We start from the raw sequence: 20,760 nt of genomic DNA, 5'->3' as shown, positions 1-20,760 counted from the left end.
TTGCAACGGTGCAGAAGGCTCACCACCCGGTTTCGCGAAAAAGCTCGAACCAATTTGGATTCGCTTTCTCGATGAGGTCAATCTTCCACTGCCTTGGCCAGCGCTTCAGCGATTTCTCTCGCTGAATGGCATCGGTGATATCGAAATATTCCTCATACCAGACCAGCCGCTGCACGCCGTAGCGGCTGGTGAACTGCGACCCTTGCCCAGATTTGTGTTCGGGCATGCGCCGGCCAAGATCATTGGTGACACCGATATAGATCGTGCCGCGCTTCTTGCTCGAGGTCATGTAGACATAACCGGTCATGGATGGACGTTAGCTGTCGAAGCGACCGCCTTCTATCCTGGACCGCTGTATTTTTCGACTGACGTCACGGAATGGATCCTAGGGTCTGCGCGCGTCGCTTCGCTCCTTGCTTCGCCCTAGGATGACGAAGGCGGGGGGCTTCGCGCACTTGTGATTCGCAGGCCGCCCTCACCTGAATATCGGCATACCCCTCAGTCGGTCTGGATCCAGACTGACTTGGTCTCCAGATACTCATGCAGATGCTCGATGCCGCCTTCGCGGCCGTAGCCGGACATCTTCATGCCGCCGAACGGCACCGCCGGGTCGATGGCGTGGTACATGTTGACCCAGACCGAGCCGGCCTTGATGCGGCGTGCCAGCTTGTGCGCGGTGCCGAGGTGGCTGGTGAAGATGCCGGCCGCCAGCCCATAAGGCGTCGCATTGGCGCGCGTGACCGCCTCGTCCAGCGTATCGAAGGGCATGGCGGAAATGACCGGCCCGAAAATCTCCTCGCGCGCGATGGTCATCTTGTCGGACACCGCGCCGAAGACGGTCGGCGCGATGAAATTGCCACCATCGTAGAGTGCGCCCGTCAGCCGCGATCCGCCGGCGACCAGTTCCGCGCCCTCGTCGCTGCCGGCCTTGATGTAGCCCTCCACCTTGCCGGCCTGCCTGGCATTGATCAGCGGCCCGATTTCGGTCTCCGCCTCGATGCCGTGGCCGATGCGCAGCTTGCCGGCGAATTCGGCGACCCGGCGCACGAATTCGTCGTGGATTTCGCGCGCCACGAACAGCCGCGAACCGGCGATGCAGATCTGGCCCGAATGCACGAACACCGCCATCGCCGCCACCGGAACCGCCTTGTCGATGTCGGCGTCGCGGCAGACGATGATCGGCGACTTGCCGCCGAGCTCCAGCGAGACGCGCTTGAGGTTGGTAACGCCCGCCCGCGCGATCGCTTGGCCAGTCAGCGTCGAGCCGGTGAAGACGATCTTGTTGACGTCGGGATGTTCGGCAAGCCGCGCGCCGGCCTCGGCGCCAGTGCCGGTGACGATGTTGACGACGCCGTCGGGCACACCGGCCTCCTGCATCAGCCTGGCGATCAGCAGTGGCGTCAGCGAGGCATCCTCGGAAGGTTTCAGCACGATGGTGCAGCCGGTGGCGAGCGCCGGCGCGATCTTCCAGATCGAGGCGGCAGTCGGCGCGTTCCAGGGAATGATGGCGCCGACGACGCCGACCGGCTCGCGCCTAGTGAAGGAGACGATCTCGCCGGGAATGGAATTGTCGATCGCCTCGCCATGCAGCGCCGTCGCCATGCCGCCATAGAAGCGCAGCATGCCGATGACGCGGCGCCGGTTGGCCAGCGTGCGCGTGATCGGCAGCCCCATGTCGAGCGTGTCGGAAACGCTGAGCTCTTCCCAATGCGTCTCGAACAGATCGGCGATGCGCAACAGCACGCACTGCCGCTCATAGGGCGAGAATTTCGACCATGGGCCTTCGAAGGCCGCGCGTGCGGCGGCCACCGCCGCATCGATGTCAGCGGCCCCGCCGCGCGGCACCGTCGCCAGCACCTCGCCCGTCGCCGGGTTGAGCGCCTGCATCACCTCACCGGACTGTGCCGCAACCCACTTGCCGCCGATGAACATCGGCCGGAATTCGCCGTGGTAGAGCGTCGCGGCCTTCGCCCTCGGGTCGAAATTCAGCGTCATCGCGTCCTCCTCACGAATTCCGCCGCGACTATTACTCCCGCCACCGGTGACCTCAAACAAGGAAAGCTAAAAGGGCGTTCAGATAATCGGACTGTGCAATCCGAGCGACTTCCCCGATGGTGCCGGCAACGGAGGAACAGATATGAGACTTGCTGGCAAGGTCGCCATCGTCACCGGTGGCGGTTCGGGATTTGGCGAAGGCATCGTCAGGAAATTCGTCGCCGAGGGCGCGCTGGTCGTGCTGATGGACCGTGATGAGGCAGCGGCGGCCAGGGTCGCCGGCGAGGTCGGCAAGAACGTGCGACCGATCACCGGCGATGTCTCGACCGTGGGCAGCTTCGAAGCAGCGGCCGACCTGGCCCGCTCGGCTTTTGGTGGCCTCGACATACTGGTCAACAACGCCGGCGTCGCCCAGCCGCCACTGCCGCTGGAGACGATGGAGGAGGAGCTGTTCGACCGCATCGCTGACGTCAACATGCGCTCAATCTACAACGGCGCCCGCGCGGTCGTTCCGCATTTCAAAGCCATCAAATCGGGCGCCATCCTCAACGTCGCCTCCACTGGCGGCGTCTCGCCGCGGCCGAACCTCACCTGGTACAATGCCTCCAAGGGTTGGGCGATCGCCGCCACGCGGGCCATGGCGGTGGAACTCGCGCCCTTCGGCATCCGCGTCAACGCCATCAACCCGGTCGCCGGCGACACGCCGCTTCTGTCCACCTTCATCGGCTCCGGCGAGGAGAACCGCGCCCGCGTCGTCGCCACCATCCCGATCGGCCGGCTCTCGACGCCACAGGACATGGGCAATGCCGCCGCCTTCCTGTGCTCCGACGAGGCCAGCATGATCACCGGTGTCGACCTCAACGTCGATGGCGGCAAGTGCATCTGAGAGATTGTTGTCCGTGAGGGTTCGGCGATGAAGCCTGTCTACGAAATCGCCGTGGTGCATGGCGACGGCATCGGCCCGGAAGTCTGCGCCGCCACGGTCGAGGTGGTGAAGGCTGCACTCGGGTCCAACAGCCCGCTGCGCTTCAGCGACTATCCGGCCGGCGCCGAGCACTTCCTGAAGACCGGCCAGAGCTTTCCCGAGCCGACCTTCCAGGCCTGCCGGGCGGCGGACGCCATCCTGCATGGCGCCGGCGGCCTGCCCGGCGTGGTCCACCCCGACGGCACCGAAGCAGGGCTGGATTTCACGCTCAGGCTGCGCTTCGAACTCGACCTCTACGCCAACATCCGTCCCATCAGGCTTTTCGAGGGCGTGCAGAGCCCGTTGAGTGGCATCAAGGCCGGCGACATCGACTACATCATCCTGCGCGAGAACAGCGAGGGGCTCTACGCCGCGCGCGGCTCGGGCGCGCTGCTGCGCGGCGAGGTCGCGGTCGACACGCTGGTGCAGACGCGCTCAGGCATCGAACGCATCGTGCGCAAGGCTTTTGAGCTGGCGCGGCAGTCGAACGGCGCGCCGCGCGACGGCCTGCGCCGGGTGACCTGCTGCGACAAGGCAAACGTCTTGCGCAGCTATGCCTTCTTCCGCTCCGTCTTCGACGAGGTGGCGCACGGCTACCCCGACATCGCCACCGAATATGCGCTGGTCGACGCCATGGCCATGCATCTCGTGCTGAAGCCCGGCCATTTCAATGTCATCGTCAGCGAGAACATGTTCGGCGACATCCTCTCCGACCTCGCGGCGGCCACGGTCGGCGGCATGGGCATGGCGCCGTCCGCCGAGATCGGCGACGCCAACGGCTTCTTCCAGGCCGCGCACGGCTCGGCGCCGGACATTGCCGGCAAGGGCATCGCCAACCCCTATGGCACCATCCTGTCGGCCGCCTCGATGCTCGATTGGCTCGGCCACAAGCATCAGGACGGAAGGCTCAATCAGGCCGCCGAACGGATCCGAGGCGTGACGGAAGCCTGCCTTGCCGGCGGCCTGCTCAGCGCCGATCTGAAAGGCAGCGCCTCGACTCGCGAGATAACCCATTCCGTCTGCGACCGGCTGGCAGCCGCGGCGTGAGGGGCTGGCGATGACGGCAGGCGAGGTCTGAAAATGGGATCGCTCGATCGCATGGTTTCGGTCGAGGATTTCCGCAGCCTTGCCCGCCGCCGCCTGCCGAAATCGATCTTCGAATTCGTCGACGGCGGCGCCGGACAGGAACTGACGCTCAACGACAACCGCGCCGATTTCGAGCGGATCAGGCTTGTGCCGCGCGTGCTCACCGATGTCTCCCGGCCGGACTTGACCACATCCCTGTGGTCACAGACCTTGCCGACGCCGCTGGTGATCAGCCCGATGGGCTCCTGCGCGTTGGTCCGGCCCGGGGCCGACATCGCCATCGCCAGGGCGGCGACCGCGCGCGGCATCCCCTACACGCTGTCCACAATGGCCACGACCAGCATCGAGCGCATGGCCAGGGCCGTCGAGGGACCGCTCTGGTTCCAGCTCTATGTCTTGAAGGATTTCGACTTCAACCGGCAACTGGTGCGACGGGCGGAAGAATTCGGCTACTCGACGCTGGTGGTAACCGTCGACCTGCAGGCCGGAGGCAAGCGCGAGAAGGATCTCAGGAACGGCATCTCGATCCCGCTGCGCCCCTCGCCCCGCCATCTCTGGGAAGGCCTGACTCATCCCGCCTGGTCGCTGCGGCTGCTGCATGGCGGGCTGCCGCAATTCGAGAATGTCCGTGGTTATCTCGGCGACACCAGCGCCGGGCTGACGATCGCCGCGCGCGTCGGCAGCAATCTCCACGCCGGCTTCGGCTGGGACGATTTCCGTCAAATCCGCGACTGGTGGAAGGGCCGGCTGTTGGTGAAGGGCGTGCTGCATGCAGGCGATGCGGCAAGCCTTGTAGCGGCAGGCGCCGACGGCATCTGGGTGTCCAACCATGGCGGCCGCCAGCTCGATGGTGCCATTTCGAGCATCGATGCCTTGCCGGCAGTCCGTCATGCGCTGGGAGCCGAGGTCCCGATCCTCATCGATTCCGGCATCCGCACCGGCATGGACATCATCAAGGCCGGTGCGCTCGGCGCCTCCGCGGCGGCGATCGGCCGGGCCGCCCTGTTCGGCGCCGTCGGCGGAGAGGCGGGCGTCGCCAGGGTGCTCGACATCCTGCTCGAGGACGTCGCCAACGGCCTGAAGCTCGCGGGCATGCCGTCGTTGAACCAGATTGGTCCCGACCTGATCGCCTGACAAGGCCGCGCACGCCCGTCCCAGTACAGCCGCCCGTCGCACGGGCACCCCTTCCCGGACCGATCACCAGCGCGTCGGCGCTTTGGCCATTGCGTTCTGCAATATCACAGAATATGCTTGTTGTACGATCGTTCAACAAGCATATTTGCGAAGCCCCGATGACCTGCAATCCCCGCTACGAAATCCTGTTCGAGCCGATGCGCATCGGACCGGTCACCGCGCCGAACCGCTTCTACCAGGTTCCGCACGCCAGCGGCATGACCAACGCGCTGCCGCGCGTCCGCGCCGCCTTTCGCGAAGCCAAGGCCGAGGGCGGGTGGGGCGTGATCTGCACCGGCGCCTGTTCGATCGACCCGAGCTCGGACGACGCGCCGCTGCCTTTCGCCACGCTGTGGGACGACAACGACATCCGCGCCCATGCACTGATGACGGAAGCCGTGCACCGCCATGGCTCGCTGGCCGGCGTGGAGCTCTGGCACGGCGGCGCGTCCGTCATGAACAGGACAAGCCGGCTGCCGCCGCTGTCACCGTCGGGGATTCCCTGGATGGCCACGCATGTCGGCTTCATGGGCAATCTGCGGCCGAAGACCATGGACAAGGCCGACATAAAAGAGGTGCTGCGGTGCCAGGCCGAGGCGGCGCGCAAGGCGCGCACGGCCGGCTTCGACATCGTCTATGTCTATGCCGGCATGGGCTATCTCGGCTACGAATTCCTGCTGCCGGAATACAATCATCGCACTGACGAATATGGCGGGCCGATCGAGAACCGCGTGCGCTTCGTGCGCGAGATGATCGAGGTCACCAAGGATGCCGTCGGCAAGGACTGCGGCGTCGCCTTGCGCGTCAGCCTCGAGGAACTGCGCGGCAGGCCCGGCCGCAACCAGCCCTCCGAGGCGCACGAGCTGATCGAACTTTTGGCCGACCTGCCCGACCTGTTCGACGTCAAGATGGATTCCAGCCCGACCGACTGTTCGGCCTCGCGCTTCACCGGTGAAGGCAGCCACGAGCCGGTAATCGATTTCGTCAAGTCGCTGACGAAAAAGCCGGTGGTTGGCGTCGGCCGCTTCACCTCGCCCGACACCATGGTGTCGCAGATCAAGCGCGGCGTGCTCGATTTCATCGGCGGCGCGCGGCCGTCGATCGCCGATCCCTTCCTGCCGGCCAAGATCCGCGAAGGCCGCGAGGCCGAAATCCGCGAATGCATCGGCTGCAACATCTGCATTTCCAGCTGGCATGACGGCGTGCCGGTGCGCTGCACCCAGAACCCGACCGCCGGGGAGGAATGGCGGCGCGGCTGGCATCCCGAACGCGTCGAGCGCACCGACAGGCCGGAACGCATCCTGATTGTCGGCGGCGGGCCGGCCGGGCTCGAATGCGCGTTGACGCTTGGCCGTCGCGGCCATGAGGTGACGCTCGCCGACAGCAGCCGCAGCTTCGGCGGACGGCTGACCTTCGAGAAGACGCTGCCCGGCCTGTCGGCCTGGAACCGCGTCGTCGAGTACCGCCTCGGGCGCCTGAGCGAAATGGGCAATGTCTTGCTCTATCCCGAGAGTGTTTTGGGCGTGGACGAGATCATCGATCTCGCCCCGGAGCGCGTGGTGCTGGCGACCGGCGCGCGCTGGACCAACATGCTCTATTCCTCGCTCGAGATTCCGGTCGGCCGGCTCGACCATCCCCACGTATTCACACCTGACGACATCGCCGCCGGCCGGCTCCCGCAGGGACCGACATTGGTCTTCGATTTCGACAATTACTACATGGGCGGCGTACTGACCGAGCATCTGGCCGCACAGGGCATTCCGGTCAGCTATGTCACCCCCGCCGGACAGGCATCGGCCTGGACGATCATGACCAATGAATTGCCGCTAGTGCATCGCGCGCTGGCAAGGCGCAAGGTGCCGGTGACAACGCTGCACTTCCTGAAATCCTTCGATGGCGAGACGGCGACGCTGGCGCATCTGTTCACCGGTGAGGAGAGCAGCATTGCCTGCCGCTCGGTGCTGATCGTTGGACTGCGCTTGCCACGCAACGAACTGTTCGAAGCGCTGACAGAACGGGCGGACGCACTCGCGGCCGCCGGCATCCGCAGTGTCGATCGCATCGGCGACACGCTGGCCCCCGGCGCCATCGCCCACGCCGTGCACAGCGGCCACAAGCTCGCGCAAGAGATCGGCGCAAAAACCCGCTGGCAGCCCTACCGCCGCGACACGCCGATCGTCGATGCGGTGGCGGATTTCGATATGCGCACAGCCGCTGAATAGGAGCAATTCCAGGAAAAGTGTGAAGCGGTTTTCCCACAGGAATTGCGTCAAACAGGGAGGTCTAGAAGGCCATGGAACGCATTGCCGCACGTCGCAGACCCGGCCGCCCGCAGCGCGAGATCGGCGGCATCGAGCAGCGGCCGTGGAAGCAGCTGACGCGACCCTACGCGCCGATCGAGATCCTGTCGGCCGACCATGTCCAGACGATCCACGAAATGGGTCTCACCATTCTCGAGGAAATCGGCATGCGCGTGCTGCAGCCGCAGGCGCGGCAGCTCTATCGCGCCGCCGGCTGCGATGTCGACGAAGGCGAGATGCGGGTGCGCTTCGACCGCGCCATGGTGATGGAGCGCGTCGCCATGGCGCCGTCATCCTTCGAGCTGCGCGCCCGCAATCCAGCCAAGAACGTCAAGGTCGGCGGACGGCACTGCATCCTGTCATCGGTCGGCGGCCCGGCCTATGTCATGGACAATGATCGCGGCCGCCGCCCCGGCACCTATGCCGAGATGTGCGACTATCTGAAACTGATCCAGTCGTTCAACGTGCTGCACCAGGAAGGCGGCGGCCCGTTCGAGCCGCTCGACCTGCACCAGAACACGCGCCATCTCGACCTCTACTATGCCGAGATCACCTTGCTCGACAAGAACTGGCAGCCGCAAACCCTCGGTCAGGGCCGCGCCATCGACGCGCTGGAAATGGTGGCGATTTCGCTGGGCACGACGCGCGAGAAGCTGGCGCGGGAGATGCCTGTCTTCACCGGCATCATCAACACCAACTCGCCGCTGCAGCTCGACGAGCCGATGGCCGAAGGGCTGATCGCACTGGCCGAGCATGGCCAGGTCAATGTCATCACGCCGTTCACACTGGCCGGCGCGATGAGCCCGGTGACGCTTGCCGGCGCGCTGTCGCAGCAGCATGCCGAGGCGCTGGCCGGCATCGTGCTGACGCAGATCGTGCGGCCCGGCGTGCCGGTCATGTATGGCGGCTTCACCTCCAACGTCGACATGAAGACCGGCGCGCCGGCCTTCGGCACGCCGGAATACACGCAGGCCGCGCAGATCACTGGGCAGCTCTGCCGGCTGATCGGTGTGCCGTTCCGCTCCAGCAATGTCACCGCCGCCAATTCGGTCGACGCGCAGGCCGCCTATGAGAGCGCGATGTCGTTGTGGGGCTGCCTGATGGGCGGCGCCAACCTGGTGCTGCATGCCGCCGGCTGGCTCGGCGGTGGGCTGACCGCATCCTTCGAGAAACTGGTCATCGACGCCGAGATGCTGCAGATGATGTCGGCCTATTTCGACCCGCCCGTGGTCGACATCGACACGCTGGCGCTGGAAGCGGTGCGCGAGGTCGGCCCCGCCGGGCATTTCTTCGGTGCGGCACACACCATGCAGCGCTACGAGCGCGCCTTCTATTCGCCGCTGGTGTCGAACTGGGACAATTACGACACCTGGATCGAGCGCGGCCAAATCACCGCGCGAGAGCGCGCCAATGTCGTGTGGAAACGCATGGTCGCCGAATACGAGCAGCCGCCGATCGACCCCGGCATCGACGAGGCACTGCGCGATTATATGGAGCGGCGCAAGCGCGAGGGCGGTTGTCCGTTGAATTGAGGGGGGGCAACCTTCGAGGGAGGAACCGGGCAGGACAGGCCGTGGCAGGCCTCCTGGCCTCGTCGCCAGGCGCTACAGGCCCGACCGCTCGGCGGCCGCCGCGTCGTCCGACATCGCAACACGCATTCCGGGCCTGACGATGGCGGGATCGTAGCTCTTGCGGGCGAAGACTTCCCGCACCAGCGGCGCGAAGAAATCCAGCGGCCTGGTCGGGTAGTCCGGATCGAAGCTCGACTGGTCCCATTTCTCGCAGAATTCGGCGCAGTCGTCGAAATAGGCGTTGTTCCTGAAGGCGTCCCGCTTGTGCGGGTTCGCACCGACATGCTCGCCATAGTAGATCAGCTGGAAATCGCCATGCTTTTCCACCACCCAGGCGCACTGCTCGCGCACGAAGGGACGCAGGATGGCGGCCGCGTATTCGTCGTGATTGTAGGGCGCGTAGATGTCGCCGATGTCGTGCAGCAGCGCCGACACCACCCAGTCGCTATCGGCACCGGCATTCCAGGCACGCGTCGCGGCCTGCAGCGAATGGCCGAGCCGCGTCACCTTGTAGCCCGACAGCGATTTGTCGAGTTCGACCATCGCCGCCAGCAGCCGGTCGGCCGTGCCGTTGGCGTATTCGGTCTCATGTTCGGTGAGGAAGGCATAGTCCTCGCGGTCGCCATCCTTCATCTGGGTGAACTTCACGGTTTCCATCGTCCGGACTCCAAAATTTGCGGCAGGTGGCGATCAGCGGCGCATTTCGAGATAGATGTCGTCGCCGTCGATATGAACGGGAAAAGTGCGCGCCCTGAGCTTCTCGTCGACAAGGCATTTGCCGGAGCGGATGTCGAACTCCCATCCATGCCAGGCGCAGCGGATGAGCTCTCCGGCGCGCTCATAGACGAATTCCGCCTTGTCCGTTTGCCTCGTGGTACCGGATATCGGCCCCTCGCAGAGATGGCCCGCCCGATGCGGGCAGATGTTGAGCAGCGCTGCGTAGCCGTCCTCGAGCTGGAATATGCCGACGCGGATGCGGCCGATGGTGACGATCCTCGGCTTGCCGACAGCGACCTCGGCGGCCTTGCAGGCAAAGGTCAGCGCTGGAGCGGTTGCGGCGGCGCTCATCAGGCGACCCTCGCGGCGGCGGCCGGAGCCTCGATGCGCTTGTAGACCTCCAGCGCATTGAGCCCCATCACCTTGTCGCGCCAGGCCGGTGGGATGTGCAGATTGGTCGGCGCGTCGAAATCCCAGTGCGGATAGTCGGAGGCGAAAAGCAGCGTGTTCTGGCCGTCCATGTGCTCCAGCGTCTCCCACAGATGCCTGACGTTCTGGGGCTGCTCCAACGGCTGGGTGCTGAAGCGGATGTTGCGGCGGCAATATTCCGACGGCAGCATCTTCAGCCACGGCGTCTCCTTGCGCAGCGCCTTGAAATTGGCATCGAGCCGCCACATCAGCGAAGGCACCCACGACACGCCGCACTCGATGACGACGAAATAGAGGTCGGGATATTTCTCGAACACGCCGTTGGAGATCATGCTGACCACATGGGTCATCGCCGGCTGGGCGAGCAAGGCGTGCGTTTCCCAATAGTAGGTCGTCGGGCCGCTGGCGATCGCGTTGTGGTTGACGCCGCCTTGGCCGCCGAAATGAATGGCGAAGGGCAGCCCTACCTCGGCGCAGGCTTCGTAGATCGGATGGTAGAAGGGATCGCCATAGGGGCGCTGCGAGCCGTGGCTGGCCAGCACCTGGACGATGTCCTTGTGGCCGCCGAGACGCCGGATCTCGGCTGCGGCGCCATGGGGGTCGGTCGGCGAAATGATGATCGATCCCTTGAAGCGGTTGTCCTTCGGCAGCCACCAGCCGATCATGTAATCATTGTAGGCTTTCACCAGTGCGTTGGCATAGTGATAGTTGGCCAGGGTCGAGGCTTCCAAAGGCTCGTCGGCGGTGAGGATCGCCACATCGATGTCATAGAGATCGAGGTGCTTCTCCTTCATGATCAGGTAATTGTCATCCTCGGTTTCCGGACGGATGTCGTGCCGCGAGAACCCCTCCGGGTGCAGCCATGGACGGTGGCCGTGCGGAAAGCTTCCCCTCGGCCCGGGCTTCTCGCCGCGCACCAGGAAATCGCGCCAGTAGGGTTCGAGATAGGGCAGCAGCACCTCGGCGCTGGACCAGTAGTTGTGGACGTCGGTATCGACGATGAACATGATGTCTTGCCTGCCATTGGGTGGGATGAGAGTTGCGGCAACCGTGCGCTTCCAAGGCAGGGCCGGCAACGCAGCCAGCGGCGGGATGTTGATCGAAGAATCCGATTACCCGTTGTCGGACCGGGCCGAAAAGCGTTAGCGATTGCAGGGAATTCCTGGCGCTGGATAGCCGAGATGCAGATCGAACTCTTGGACACGTTCCTCGACCTTATCGAAACCCGCAACTTCAACAGGACGGCGGAGCGCCTTGGCATCACCCAGTCGACCGTTTCGAGCCGCATCCGCACGCTCGAGACGTTGCTCGACAAACAGCTCTTCATCCGCGGCAAGAGCGGCACGGAACCGACCGTCGCCGGCCTGAGGTTCGAGGAACATGCGCGCGCGGTCAGGCTGCGCTGGCTCGACGCCCGCCGCGAAATCCAGACGGTCGGCAAGTTCGACCGGCTGATCCGCATCGGCATCCAGTTCGAGCTCTACGAACGCGTGCTGGGAGGATGGCTGGAATGGGTGCGGGCGACGATGCCCAAACTGGCGATCTATGTCGAGATCGACTACTCCAACCAAATGATCCTCGATCTCACCACCGGCAGCCTCGATCTGGCGGTGCTCTATTCGCCGCAGCACCTGCCGGACATGCATTACGAGCAGATCGCCGAGGAGAATTTCGTCATGGTGTCGACGCGCGGCCTTGCCTTCGGCGCGGTCACGCCGGCCGACTATATCCGGGCCAACTATTCGGCCTTCTTCAACCGCGCCCACAGGCAGATGCTGCCGGAACTTGAAAACACCCCGGTCTCGACCGGAAATGGCGGCGCTGTCGCCTATCTCTTGCGAAGTCGGGGCGGGACCGCTTTCGTCACCGAGACGGTGGCGACCAGGTTGCGGCAGGAGGGCGTGGCGGAATTCGTCGCCGACGCGCCGAAGATTTCACATCCCATCTATTCGGCCGTTCATGTCAGGCACCATCATTCCCACACCCATCTTCGCCTGCTCAAGGCGCTCAAGCAGATGACCGCATAGAAGCTGTCCAGGACGCAAGAAGGGCCGAGGCAGCCTTGCTCGGCAAGGTGCGAAGCAGCGCTGCCCTCGCATTCAGCCGTCTCGCAGCGGCCCCACCTGCGCTTCCAGCATCTCGAACCCCGCCGCCTCCGCCGCCTGCGGCGTCACCACGCTTTCATCGAGGCACCATTCGAGCCAGAGCCCGTCGACCAAAGCGATGAAATTGCGCGCCAGCGACGGAGCGTCGACTTGCCTGCCGCGTGGCACCGCGACCGCCGCTATATCCTCGGCCAGTTCCGCCCGGTAGGCATCGTAGAGTTCGCGATGCGCTTCCTTGAGGCGCGGGTTGACGGCGATCTCGCCCCACAGCGACAGCCAGATCAAAAGGTTCTCGCGGCTGAAATATTCGGGCGAGAAATTGGAATGCACCAAAGCGGCCAGCGATGCCTCCGGCGGCCAGTCGGATGCCTCGGCACGGCGGCGCTTGGCTTCGGCGATCTGGTTGTTGACGCTGGCGTAGAGCGAGGATTTGTAGACCTCGACCAGCAATCCATCGAGGCTTTCGAAATGATGGTTTATGAGGCCGCGCGAAACGCCGGCCTCCTTGCAGATACGGTCGATGGTGAAGGCGCCGATGCCGCCGACCGACAGGCAGCGCGTCGCCGCCTCGATCAGCATGGAACGGCGCACGTCGGCCTGCTCGCGGCTGAAGCGCGGCGGAGCCTTCTTCACGCCGCGCTTCCTTTTTGCATCTTCTGGCTGGGCTTCCGTCATGCAACCCAGCTAATCGATTATGCTCTTCCTGTCCATGAAGCGCGTTCACGCCTTCTTCTTGAACAGCACCGGATTGGGGTGTCCGTCCGGATAGATGACCGGGTCGAACGCCATCTTGTGGATGGCGACCAGCGGTTGGTGGCAGATGAAGACGAAACCGCCGGACTGCTCCATCAGATCCTCCATGCGGTTCGACAAGGCGATGCGCTTGGCCTCGTCGCTTTCCGCCACCAGCTGCTGATAGCTGGTCTCGAATTCCGCACTGTCGAAGCCCGACCAATTGTAGGCGCCGATCTGGTCGGGGCGGAACCAGACCAGGTTTTCCGACGGGTCGATGCCGCCGGCAAAATCCATCAGAGCGAGATCAATGTTCTTGTAGCCGTCGCCCTGCGTCTTGTCGCCGACGCCCCAGAAGGCAGCTTCGTCATAGGGCTGGATCTCGACCTTGATGCCGGCCTGCTCAAGGCTGGCCTGGATGATCTGCGCGGTCGCGGTGCGGATGGAATCGTTCATCACCGTCAAGGTCAGCGACAGATCGCTGACGCCGGCTTCAGTGAGCAGCGCGGCCGACTTCTCATAGTCGGGCGCCGCGATCAGATTCGCGGCGCGGGCGAATTTGGTGCCGGGCTGGACGACGCCGGTCGAGCGCTTGGTGAGATCATCATAGACGCCGGTGAGGATCTGCCCGACATCGACGCCATACTGCACGGCTTGCCGCACCTTCAAATCCTTGAGCCGCGGGCTCAACTGGTTGATGGTCAGCCAGACATAACGCGTCGATTGCGCCTCGATCAGGTTTGTGTCCGCTGGCGGCTTCTCCTTGACGGCCTTGGTCGCTGAAATGGCTATTTTGGTGTAGTCGAAGGCATCGGCCTCATAGGCAAGCTGGGCCGCCTGATCGTCGGTGACGATATAGATCTCGACCTTCGAAAAGTCCGGCTTCGGTCCCGGCCAGTCCGGGTTGGCGGTCAGCGCCACCTTCTGCTTCTGCTGCCAGTCCGAGAAGAGATAGGGCCCGCAGGTCGCCGGCGGCTGCGTGGTGAATTTGCCGCCCGCCTTCTCGGTGCCGGCGCGGCTGATGATGTGGCCGCCATAGTAAGGCAGGCTGGTGACGAAGATCGGCTGGTAAGGTTCCTTCAGATGGATGATGCCGTTGCGGGCATCGACGACCTCGACGCGGTCGAGTTTCTCGAACTGATAGGCCCAGGGCGATGCCAGCGCCTTGTCGGCAATGCGCTCGAAGGAGAATTTCACGTCGTCAGCGGTGACCGCGCCGAAACCACCCGACCATTTCAGCCCGTCGATCAAGGTGAAGGCGATGGTTTTCGGGTCTTTCTGCTCCAGCTTTTCCGCGCCCCACAGCGACCAGGGCGAGCCTTTGCGGATGTCGCCGAAATGGTTGAGCGAGACATAGATGCCGCGCATCATGACATCCTCGATGCCACCATTCATGAAGGCGGGATCGAGGCATTGCAGATCGCCCTCCATGCGGATGCGCAGCGTGTCACCGGCGGCCGACCAGGCAAAGCTCGGCTTCATCGCCAGGCCGGCGCTCAGCACGCCGGCCGCTTTCAGGAATGCACGTCTATCCATGGACCATTCTGTCATCTCAGTTTCCCCTTTGGTTTGCGGAAGCGCGTGAGAAGGCTTCCCGTTCTTGCCCGCCGGTCTGCAGCGGGAAATGGCAGCGCACCATGCGGTCGGCGCCCATCGGCCGGTAGGCCGGTGCCTCGGTCTTGCAGCGACCTTGTGCAATGGGACAGCGCGTGTGGAACTCGCAGCCCGAGGGCCGCCGGAATACGCTCGGAATCTCGCCGGTGACGGCCGGGGTCTGGCTGCGCCGTCGCGGATCGGGGATCGGCTCGGACTGGATGAGCGTCGCGGTGTAGGGATGCATCGGCGCCGAAAACACATCCTGCGTTGGACCCGTTTCGACCAGCCGGCCGAGATACATGATGGCCAGCCGGTCGCTGACATGGCGGATCATGGCCAGGTTGTGGGTGACGATCATGGCGGCGAAACCCAGTTCGCGCTTGAGCTCGCCGATGAGGTTCAGCACATCGCCTTGCACCGACACATCGAGCCCGGCGGTCGGCTCGTCGGCGAGCAGCAGATGCGGCTTCATCGCCAGGGCGCGAGCCACGCCGACACGGCGCGCCTGCCCGCCCGACAGCTCATGCGGAAAGCGGTCGACGAAGGAAGCGGGCAAACCGACCAGCGCCAGCAGCGCCTTGGCCGCGGCGCGGCGATCCGGCATCGCCACGCCCTGAATGATCTGCGGTTCGGTGAGCAGCGTGCCGATGCGCAGGCGCGGGCTGAGCGAGGCGACAGGGTCCTGGAACATCATCGCCGAGCGCCGGCGCATGGCGCGGAAATCGGCCGGCGTCGCCACATCCCTGCCCTCGAAGACGATGCGGCCGGCGGCGGCCCGGATGAGCCCGAGAATGGTGCGCGCCAGCGTCGTCTTGCCGGAGCCGGATTCGCCAACCAGCCCGATCGTCTCGCCCGGCATCAGCGACAGCGTCACGCCGTCGATGACATTGAAGCCCGGCAGCGGGAACGGATTGACCAGCCGGTTGAGCAAGCCGCCGCGCACGAAGCTCACGGAGAGGTCTTCCACGGCGAGCAGCGGGTTCATGGCGTCACCGCATGGCAGCGCGCGACATGGGTCGCGGCGAGCCTCACCAGCGGTGGCGCGATGGAAGCGCATGGTGCGAAGGCGCGGTCGCAGCGCGGGGCGTAGACGCATCCCGACGGCTGCAGGGTCAGGCTGGGCAGCGAGCCCGGAATGGTCGGCAGCCTGTCCAGCCGCTCATGGAAACGGGCGGGGTCGCAGGCGAGCAGCGCTTGCGTGTAGGGATGCCTGGCATCGTGGAAGATCGCATCGACCTCACCGCCCTCGACCACCTCGCCGGCATACATGACATAGACCCGGTCGCAGAGTTCGGCGATGACGCCGAGATGGTGCGAGACGACGATAGTGATGCCGTTATACTCGCGCCGCAGTTCACGCAGCAGATGGATGATCTGCGCCTCCATGGTGACGTCGAGCGCCGTCGTCGGTTCGTCGGCGATGAGCAGGCCGGGATCGGTCAGCAGCGCGGCGGCAATGGCGACGCGCTGGCGCATGCCGCCGGACAGTTCGTGCGGGAAGCTGCGCATGCGCCGTTCGGCATCGGCGATGCCGACGCGGCCGAGCATGGCGGCGATGCGCGCCCGCTTCTGCGCCCGGCCAAGATCCTTGCGGTGGTGCTGGAAGTCGACGAGCTGGTCGCCGATGGTCAGCACCGGGTTGAACGCCGTCATCGGATCCTGGCTGACCAGCGCGATCTCGTCGCCGCGCAGCAGGCGCTGGCGGTGCGCGTCGAGCTTGGCGAGGTCGACGCCATTGTAGTGGATCGCTCCGTCAACGCGGGCGTTCGCCGGCAATAGATTGGCCAAAGCGGTGACCAGCGTGGACTTGCCGCAACCGCTCTCGCCGACAATGCCGATGACCTCGCCGGGATGCGCCTCGATGTCGACATGACGCAAGGCATGCACGCTGCCATGCGGCGTCTCGTAGCGCACGCTGAGATCGCTGGCGGCGAGCGAGCCGGTCATGCCGGCCTCCGCAATTGCAGGCGCGGATCGAGATAGTCGCGCAGGCCTTCGCCGAGGAAGGTGAAGCCGAGCGTCGCCAGCACCAGCGGCAGCCCACCGAAAATGACCATGAACGGTGCCGAGCGGATCGAAGTGTAACCGTCATAGAGAATCGAGCCCCAGGACGGCGTCGGCGGGCGCACGCCGAGGCCAAGGAAACTCAGGCCGGCCTCGACCATGATGACGACCGGAATGTCCATCGACAGAAGGATGATCAGCGGGCCGACGACATTGGGCAGGAGGTGGATGAAGATGATGCGCGCGGCACTGGCATCGATCAGCCGCTCGGCGAGGATGTAGTCGCTGTTCTTCAGCGCCAGCGTCTGCGCCCGGATCAGCCTGGCATAGCTCGGAAACGAGGTCGCGGCGATGACGATGATCAGCGTGCCCGTGCCGGCGCCGAGCACGGTGATGATGGCGAGCGCGAACATGATCATCGGCAGCGAATTCAGGCTGTCGAAGCTCAGCACCAGTATGGCGTCGAGCCAACGCGGGCCGTAGCCGGCGATCAGCCCGAGCAGCAGGCCGATGGCGCCGGCAATGGCCACCGACACCATGGCGATGGTGAGTGCCGTGCGCGCGCCGTAGATGACGCGCGACAGCAGATCGCGGCCGAGATGATCGGTGCCGAACCAGTGCTCCGCCGATGGCGGCTGCAACTTGTGCAGCACGTCGATCTTGACCGGCGAATAGGGCGCCAGCCATGGCGCGAAGATGGCGGTGACGAGGAAGCCGGTGACCAGGACCAGCGCCACGCAGGTGAACGGATCGGCAAGCAGTGCGCGCAGCAGCACAAAGCGTTGTCGGCCCGGAACGGACAGCGAGGCATCAGCCACGGAAGACATCGCGCACCCTCGGATCGAGCCGTGCGATCAACAGATCGGCGGCAATGGTGATGGAGACATAGATGGCGGTCATGATCAGCACGGTGCCCATGACGACGGGATAGTTGCGGGTGTTGACGGCGTCGGTGATCAGCTTGCCGATGCCGGGCCGGGCAAACACCGCCTCGACGAAGACGGCGCTGGACAGGATGCTGCCGAGGCCGACGGCGACCAGCGAGATGGTCGGGATGATGGCGATGCGCAGCGCGTATTTGGAGACGATCTTCCACTCCGGCAAACCAAACGAGCGCGCGGTGCGGATGTGCGGTTCGCCCATCACCTCCATCATCGAGGCGCGCACCATGCGGGCGATGTAGCCGATCCAGCCGAGCGCGATGGCCGCCGCCGGCATCACCAGCGCCTTGGCCTGGCTGGCGAAGTCACCAGCCTCGCCGGCGCCGATGGCCGGCAGCCAGCGCAGCGTCACGGCAAAGAGCAGCAGCGAATAGATGGCGACGACGAAGGACGGCACGGCGATGACGCCGACCGAGAGCACGCCGATGACGGCATCGGCCGCCGTGCCGCGCCGCATCACCGACAGGCAACCCAAGGGAACGCCGATGAGGAGCGCGACGGCCAGCGCGGTCAGGCCGAGGATCAGCGTGTTCGGCAGTGCCTCCAGCACCAGGGTGGAGACGGGCCGGTTCGACCAGACGTCATAGCCGAGATTGCCTGTCAGCGCGTTGCGGAAGAATTCGATGATCTGCCACCAGACCGGCTGGTCGAGCCCCATGCGCTCGATCAGCAGCCGTTTCAGTTCCGGCGTGGCGCGCGGACCAAGCGCCACGGTCGCGGGGTCACCCGGCACCAGGAAGACGGCCGCATACATCGCAATCATGACGAGGACGAGGATCAGGAGGCCGAGACCGATGCGCTTCACTGCATATGCGAGCATGGCCTCCCTCCTCTTTCCTCAGGCGAAATCGCGCCTGATGCGCTGACTTGCCGAGGCGCTGTGGACGAGCGTGCCCCGTTCTCGCGCCTCGAGCCGCCAGCTCAAATTGAAATGGGTTTCATCGGCTGTCAGTTCGGTCACGGCGATCGCTTCGGTATCGGCCTCGCCGCTGGCGATGGCCCAGCGATATTCGGTGACGAGTTTCGCCGACAGCGGATCGTCAGCCCGGATGCTCATCGTGTCGCTGTTGGCCGAGGAGACGGTGATGCCGCGGTCGTCATAGCGCCGGCGTCCATGGTCCGAGGTCAACGCGATGGTCTGCACGCCCGAGCCGACATCCTCGGTGACGATGCGGCGGTCGAAGCCCTCGTCCAGCGTCGTGGTCGGAACCGGCGGCGCGGTTTCAGCCGACTCGAAACGGACCTCGCGATCACGTTCCGACAGCGGCCGCACCGGAAGCATCATCGTGCTGTCGCCGCTCGCTATCGACAGCGTCGACAATTTCGGCTGCGGCCACAGGATCGGCCAATGCTGGTTGGCCAGCGCCAGCCGGATGCGGTGGCCCTTGGGCACTGAACGGGCGAAATCATTGAGCTTCAGCTTGACCCGGAATGGCGTTCCAACCGGACACGGGGTGGGGTGCTCATGGCTGTCGCGGTGGCTGAAATTGAGCACGCCATAGGTCATCAGCGCTGACGTGCCGTCCGGATAGACATCGCAGAGCCGGGCGGCGAGATTGACATGCGGTTCATCGACGGTGACGAGCAGATCGAGCTCCGGTGCGCCGAGCAAGGTCAGGTCATCGTCCAGCGGCAACGTGTCGAAGCACAGCGCCATGCCGTCCTCGCAGCGCTGGTCGACGGGCATGTCAGGACAGGAGCCTCCATAGCCGCCCCAGCGGCCGCAATCACGGCCGGCGGTGGCTGGCGAGCGGACGGACAGCGTAGCACCCGGTACTGCCTGACCACTCAGACCGGTGGCGTTCAGATGCAAGGCGCGGCGCTCGATGCGCGGCGATGGCCACTGGTCCTCGGCGGCCCAGTTGCCGGCATGGTCAGGCAGATAAAAAGGCTGCGGGCGTTCCTCGCCGGTGATCCAGACGCGGTAGAGCGGCTCATCCATGATGCCGGTGTCTTCGCCGACGAGCCAGTGGCGCCACCAGCGCAGCGCCTCCTGCAGATAGCCGATCAGCGGCCCAGGCGCGCCGCGGCAGGGATAGGCATGCGACCACGGCCCGACGATGCCGAGTTTTGGACCCGGCAGATGTTCGAGCAGGCGCGGCACGAAGTTGGAATAGCTGTCCTCCCAGCCGCAGACAGCCATCACGGCGCATTCGATTGCGGAATGATCCTCGCAAACGGAGCCTTGTCGCCAGTAATCGTCGCGGCGCTGATGCGCGAGCCAGACCTCCGACAGCGAACGTGTCGCTCCGAGCCGGTTCATCCACATGGCGCGCCAGGCATCGCCGACGATCTGTGGGTCGGGCGCCATCGCCTTCTTCACCAGCATGAAGTTCGACCACATCTCCTGCTCGGTCAGCAGCGCGCCGCCCATATAGTGGATGTCGTCGGCGTAGCGGTCGTCGGTGGCGCAGTTTGTGATGATGGCTTTCAGGGCCGGTGGCCGCCGCGCCGCGACCTGCAGCGCGTTGAAGCCGCCCCAGGAAATGCCGGTCATGCCGACATTGCCGTTGCACCAGGGCTGGGCCGCCAGATGGGCGATGATCTCGCAGGCATCTTCCTGTTCGCGCGGCAGATATTCGTCGGCGAGATCGCCGTCGGAATCGCCCGAACCCCTGATGTCGATGCGGGCGCAGGCAATGCCGTGACCGGCAAGCCAGGGGTGGATGTCGATGTCGCGCGCCACCGTGCCGTCGCGGCGGCGGTAAGGCACCATCTCGACGACGACCGGCACCTTGCCCTCTGTGCGCGGACGCCAAAGCGTCGCGGCAATGCGGGTGCCGTCGGCCAGCGCGATCGACAGCGGATCCACGGTTTCGACGGCAAAGGGAAACTCGGTTCGTACCACGGCAGGTACCCGTAAATGCTCTTGTTGAACGTTCGTACAACAAGAGCATTTGCAGCGCAATCCCGCTTCGCTTTTTTGATGCAGAATGCGAACCGTTCTTCGGCCGCCGTGTTGCGCGGGTAAGCTTTCAGGCTGGGCAGAGGCCGGTGTCTGTCACCGAGCCAAAGCTGCCGAAGCAGAGCCGATATGCCTTCGCGATCGAACGAAGACGGTGAGCAAGCTCTGCAGAAATCCGAGGGCCATAGTCACTTTTTTCATCTTCCAAATTTTGTTTCTTCGCGCGCACTGCTACTGAGCGT

The 20,760-nt window shown here is 64.9% G+C and carries 18 protein-coding genes; 6 read left to right on the top strand and 12 right to left on the bottom strand.

The window, feature by feature from the left end:
• Window positions 1–19 precede the first annotated feature (19 nt).
• Both JN279_RS14640 and JN279_RS14635 read right to left on the bottom strand, forming a co-directional pair.
• Complete coding sequence (locus JN279_RS14640; protein ID WP_202353136.1) at window positions 20–307, bottom strand: GIY-YIG nuclease family protein; 288 nt, start codon at window positions 305–307, stop codon at window positions 20–22.
• A 191-nt stretch (window positions 308–498) separates the two neighbouring features.
• Window positions 499–1,995: an aldehyde dehydrogenase family protein gene (locus tag JN279_RS14635; RefSeq protein ID WP_202353135.1), complete on the bottom strand. Its 1,497-nt coding sequence runs from the start codon at window positions 1,993–1,995 to the stop codon at window positions 499–501.
• A gap of 142 nt (window positions 1,996–2,137) precedes the next feature.
• Here JN279_RS14635 and JN279_RS14630 point away from each other — a divergent pair, with 142 nt between their 5' ends.
• From JN279_RS14630 to JN279_RS14610, 5 genes are all read left to right on the top strand, one after another.
• Complete coding sequence (locus tag JN279_RS14630; protein ID WP_202353134.1) at window positions 2,138–2,881, top strand: glucose 1-dehydrogenase; 744 nt, start codon at window positions 2,138–2,140, stop codon at window positions 2,879–2,881.
• Window positions 2,882–2,908: 27 nt separating this feature from the next.
• Window positions 2,909–4,006, top strand: a complete 1,098-nt coding sequence (locus JN279_RS14625; protein ID WP_202353133.1) for an isocitrate/isopropylmalate dehydrogenase family protein — start codon at window positions 2,909–2,911, stop codon at window positions 4,004–4,006.
• Window positions 4,007–4,039: 33 nt separating this feature from the next.
• Window positions 4,040–5,179, top strand: coding sequence for an alpha-hydroxy acid oxidase (locus JN279_RS14620; protein ID WP_202353132.1), 1,140 nt, complete (start codon window positions 4,040–4,042; stop codon window positions 5,177–5,179).
• 158 nt (window positions 5,180–5,337) lie between these two features.
• Complete coding sequence (locus JN279_RS14615) at window positions 5,338–7,440, top strand: oxidoreductase (RefSeq protein ID WP_202353131.1); 2,103 nt, start codon at window positions 5,338–5,340, stop codon at window positions 7,438–7,440.
• A gap of 71 nt (window positions 7,441–7,511) precedes the next feature.
• Window positions 7,512–9,050 (top strand): trimethylamine methyltransferase family protein, encoded by a 1,539-nt coding sequence (locus tag JN279_RS14610; RefSeq protein ID WP_202353130.1) that lies wholly within the window; start codon window positions 7,512–7,514, stop codon window positions 9,048–9,050.
• A 72-nt stretch (window positions 9,051–9,122) separates the two neighbouring features.
• Here JN279_RS14610 and JN279_RS14605 read toward each other — a convergent pair whose 3' ends face one another.
• From JN279_RS14605 to JN279_RS14595, 3 genes are read right to left on the bottom strand one after another with little or no spacing between them, the layout of a single operon-like run.
• A complete protein-coding gene (locus JN279_RS14605; RefSeq protein ID WP_202353129.1) occupies window positions 9,123–9,746 on the bottom strand; it encodes an HD domain-containing protein in 624 nt (207 codons plus the stop codon).
• 33 nt (window positions 9,747–9,779) lie between these two features.
• The gene (locus JN279_RS14600; protein ID WP_202353128.1) at window positions 9,780–10,157 is read right to left on the bottom strand and encodes a Rieske (2Fe-2S) protein; all 378 of its coding nucleotides are present in this window, start codon (window positions 10,155–10,157) and stop codon (window positions 9,780–9,782) included.
• Window positions 10,157–11,242: an amidohydrolase family protein gene (locus JN279_RS14595; RefSeq protein ID WP_202353127.1), complete on the bottom strand. Its 1,086-nt coding sequence runs from the start codon at window positions 11,240–11,242 to the stop codon at window positions 10,157–10,159. Before JN279_RS14595 ends, JN279_RS14600 begins: the two co-directional genes overlap by 1 nt.
• A gap of 174 nt (window positions 11,243–11,416) precedes the next feature.
• Between JN279_RS14595 and JN279_RS14590 the strand changes: the two genes are divergently transcribed.
• Complete coding sequence (locus JN279_RS14590) at window positions 11,417–12,262, top strand: LysR family transcriptional regulator (protein ID WP_202353126.1); 846 nt, start codon at window positions 11,417–11,419, stop codon at window positions 12,260–12,262.
• A gap of 72 nt (window positions 12,263–12,334) precedes the next feature.
• Here JN279_RS14590 and JN279_RS14585 read toward each other — a convergent pair whose 3' ends face one another.
• The 7 genes from JN279_RS14585 to JN279_RS14555 all read right to left on the bottom strand — a co-directional run bounded on the left by JN279_RS14585 (window position 12,335) and on the right by JN279_RS14555 (window position 20,461).
• The gene (locus JN279_RS14585) at window positions 12,335–12,973 is read right to left on the bottom strand and encodes a TetR/AcrR family transcriptional regulator (protein WP_244734592.1); all 639 of its coding nucleotides are present in this window, start codon (window positions 12,971–12,973) and stop codon (window positions 12,335–12,337) included.
• 87 nt (window positions 12,974–13,060) lie between these two features.
• The gene (locus JN279_RS14580) at window positions 13,061–14,608 is read right to left on the bottom strand and encodes an ABC transporter substrate-binding protein (RefSeq protein ID WP_244734589.1); all 1,548 of its coding nucleotides are present in this window, start codon (window positions 14,606–14,608) and stop codon (window positions 13,061–13,063) included.
• A gap of 16 nt (window positions 14,609–14,624) precedes the next feature.
• A complete protein-coding gene (locus JN279_RS14575) occupies window positions 14,625–15,653 on the bottom strand; it encodes an oligopeptide/dipeptide ABC transporter ATP-binding protein (RefSeq protein WP_202353123.1) in 1,029 nt (342 codons plus the stop codon).
• Complete coding sequence (locus tag JN279_RS14570) at window positions 15,650–16,615, bottom strand: ABC transporter ATP-binding protein (protein ID WP_202353122.1); 966 nt, start codon at window positions 16,613–16,615, stop codon at window positions 15,650–15,652. The genes JN279_RS14575 and JN279_RS14570 overlap by 4 nt, the downstream gene beginning before the upstream one ends.
• The gene (locus JN279_RS14565; RefSeq protein WP_202353121.1) at window positions 16,612–17,499 is read right to left on the bottom strand and encodes an ABC transporter permease; all 888 of its coding nucleotides are present in this window, start codon (window positions 17,497–17,499) and stop codon (window positions 16,612–16,614) included. Before JN279_RS14565 ends, JN279_RS14570 begins: the two co-directional genes overlap by 4 nt.
• Window positions 17,483–18,433, bottom strand: coding sequence for an ABC transporter permease (locus JN279_RS14560; protein ID WP_202353120.1), 951 nt, complete (start codon window positions 18,431–18,433; stop codon window positions 17,483–17,485). Before JN279_RS14560 ends, JN279_RS14565 begins: the two co-directional genes overlap by 17 nt.
• A gap of 18 nt (window positions 18,434–18,451) precedes the next feature.
• Entirely contained in the window at window positions 18,452–20,461 is a 2,010-nt protein-coding gene (locus tag JN279_RS14555; RefSeq protein WP_202353119.1) for a CocE/NonD family hydrolase, read from the bottom strand.
• Between the last annotated feature and the right edge of the window lie 299 nt (window positions 20,462–20,760).

Origin of the sequence: Mesorhizobium sp. 113-1-2 (genome assembly GCF_016756475.1) — a bacterium.
Lineage (GTDB): Bacteria > Pseudomonadota > Alphaproteobacteria > Rhizobiales > Rhizobiaceae > Mesorhizobium > Mesorhizobium loti_C.
The sequence above is the reverse complement of the archived record's forward strand: the minus strand, read 5'-3'. Positions and strand labels throughout refer to the sequence as shown.

Excerpts from the sequence above, each read along its gene's own strand:
- JN279_RS14640 (WP_202353136.1), bottom strand. The coding sequence starts at position 307 with ATGACCGGTTATGTCTACATGACCTCGAGCAAGAAGCGCGGCACGATC.
- JN279_RS14635 (WP_202353135.1), bottom strand. The coding sequence starts at position 1,995 with ATGACGCTGAATTTCGACCCGAGGGCGAAGGCCGCGACGCTCTACCAC.
- JN279_RS14630 (WP_202353134.1), top strand. The coding sequence starts at position 2,138 with ATGAGACTTGCTGGCAAGGTCGCCATCGTCACCGGTGGCGGTTCGGGA.
- JN279_RS14625 (WP_202353133.1), top strand. The coding sequence starts at position 2,909 with ATGAAGCCTGTCTACGAAATCGCCGTGGTGCATGGCGACGGCATCGGC.
- JN279_RS14620 (WP_202353132.1), top strand. The coding sequence starts at position 4,040 with ATGGGATCGCTCGATCGCATGGTTTCGGTCGAGGATTTCCGCAGCCTT.
- JN279_RS14615 (WP_202353131.1), top strand. The coding sequence starts at position 5,338 with ATGACCTGCAATCCCCGCTACGAAATCCTGTTCGAGCCGATGCGCATC.
- JN279_RS14610 (WP_202353130.1), top strand. The coding sequence starts at position 7,512 with ATGGAACGCATTGCCGCACGTCGCAGACCCGGCCGCCCGCAGCGCGAG.
- JN279_RS14605 (WP_202353129.1), bottom strand. The coding sequence starts at position 9,746 with ATGGAAACCGTGAAGTTCACCCAGATGAAGGATGGCGACCGCGAGGAC.
- JN279_RS14600 (WP_202353128.1), bottom strand. The coding sequence starts at position 10,157 with ATGAGCGCCGCCGCAACCGCTCCAGCGCTGACCTTTGCCTGCAAGGCC.
- JN279_RS14595 (WP_202353127.1), bottom strand. The coding sequence starts at position 11,242 with ATGTTCATCGTCGATACCGACGTCCACAACTACTGGTCCAGCGCCGAG.
- JN279_RS14590 (WP_202353126.1), top strand. The coding sequence starts at position 11,417 with ATGCAGATCGAACTCTTGGACACGTTCCTCGACCTTATCGAAACCCGC.
- JN279_RS14580 (WP_244734589.1), bottom strand. The coding sequence starts at position 14,608 with ATGGATAGACGTGCATTCCTGAAAGCGGCCGGCGTGCTGAGCGCCGGC.
- JN279_RS14575 (WP_202353123.1), bottom strand. The coding sequence starts at position 15,653 with ATGAACCCGCTGCTCGCCGTGGAAGACCTCTCCGTGAGCTTCGTGCGC.
- JN279_RS14570 (WP_202353122.1), bottom strand. The coding sequence starts at position 16,615 with ATGACCGGCTCGCTCGCCGCCAGCGATCTCAGCGTGCGCTACGAGACG.
- JN279_RS14565 (WP_202353121.1), bottom strand. The coding sequence starts at position 17,499 with ATGTCTTCCGTGGCTGATGCCTCGCTGTCCGTTCCGGGCCGACAACGC.
- JN279_RS14560 (WP_202353120.1), bottom strand. The coding sequence starts at position 18,433 with ATGCTCGCATATGCAGTGAAGCGCATCGGTCTCGGCCTCCTGATCCTC.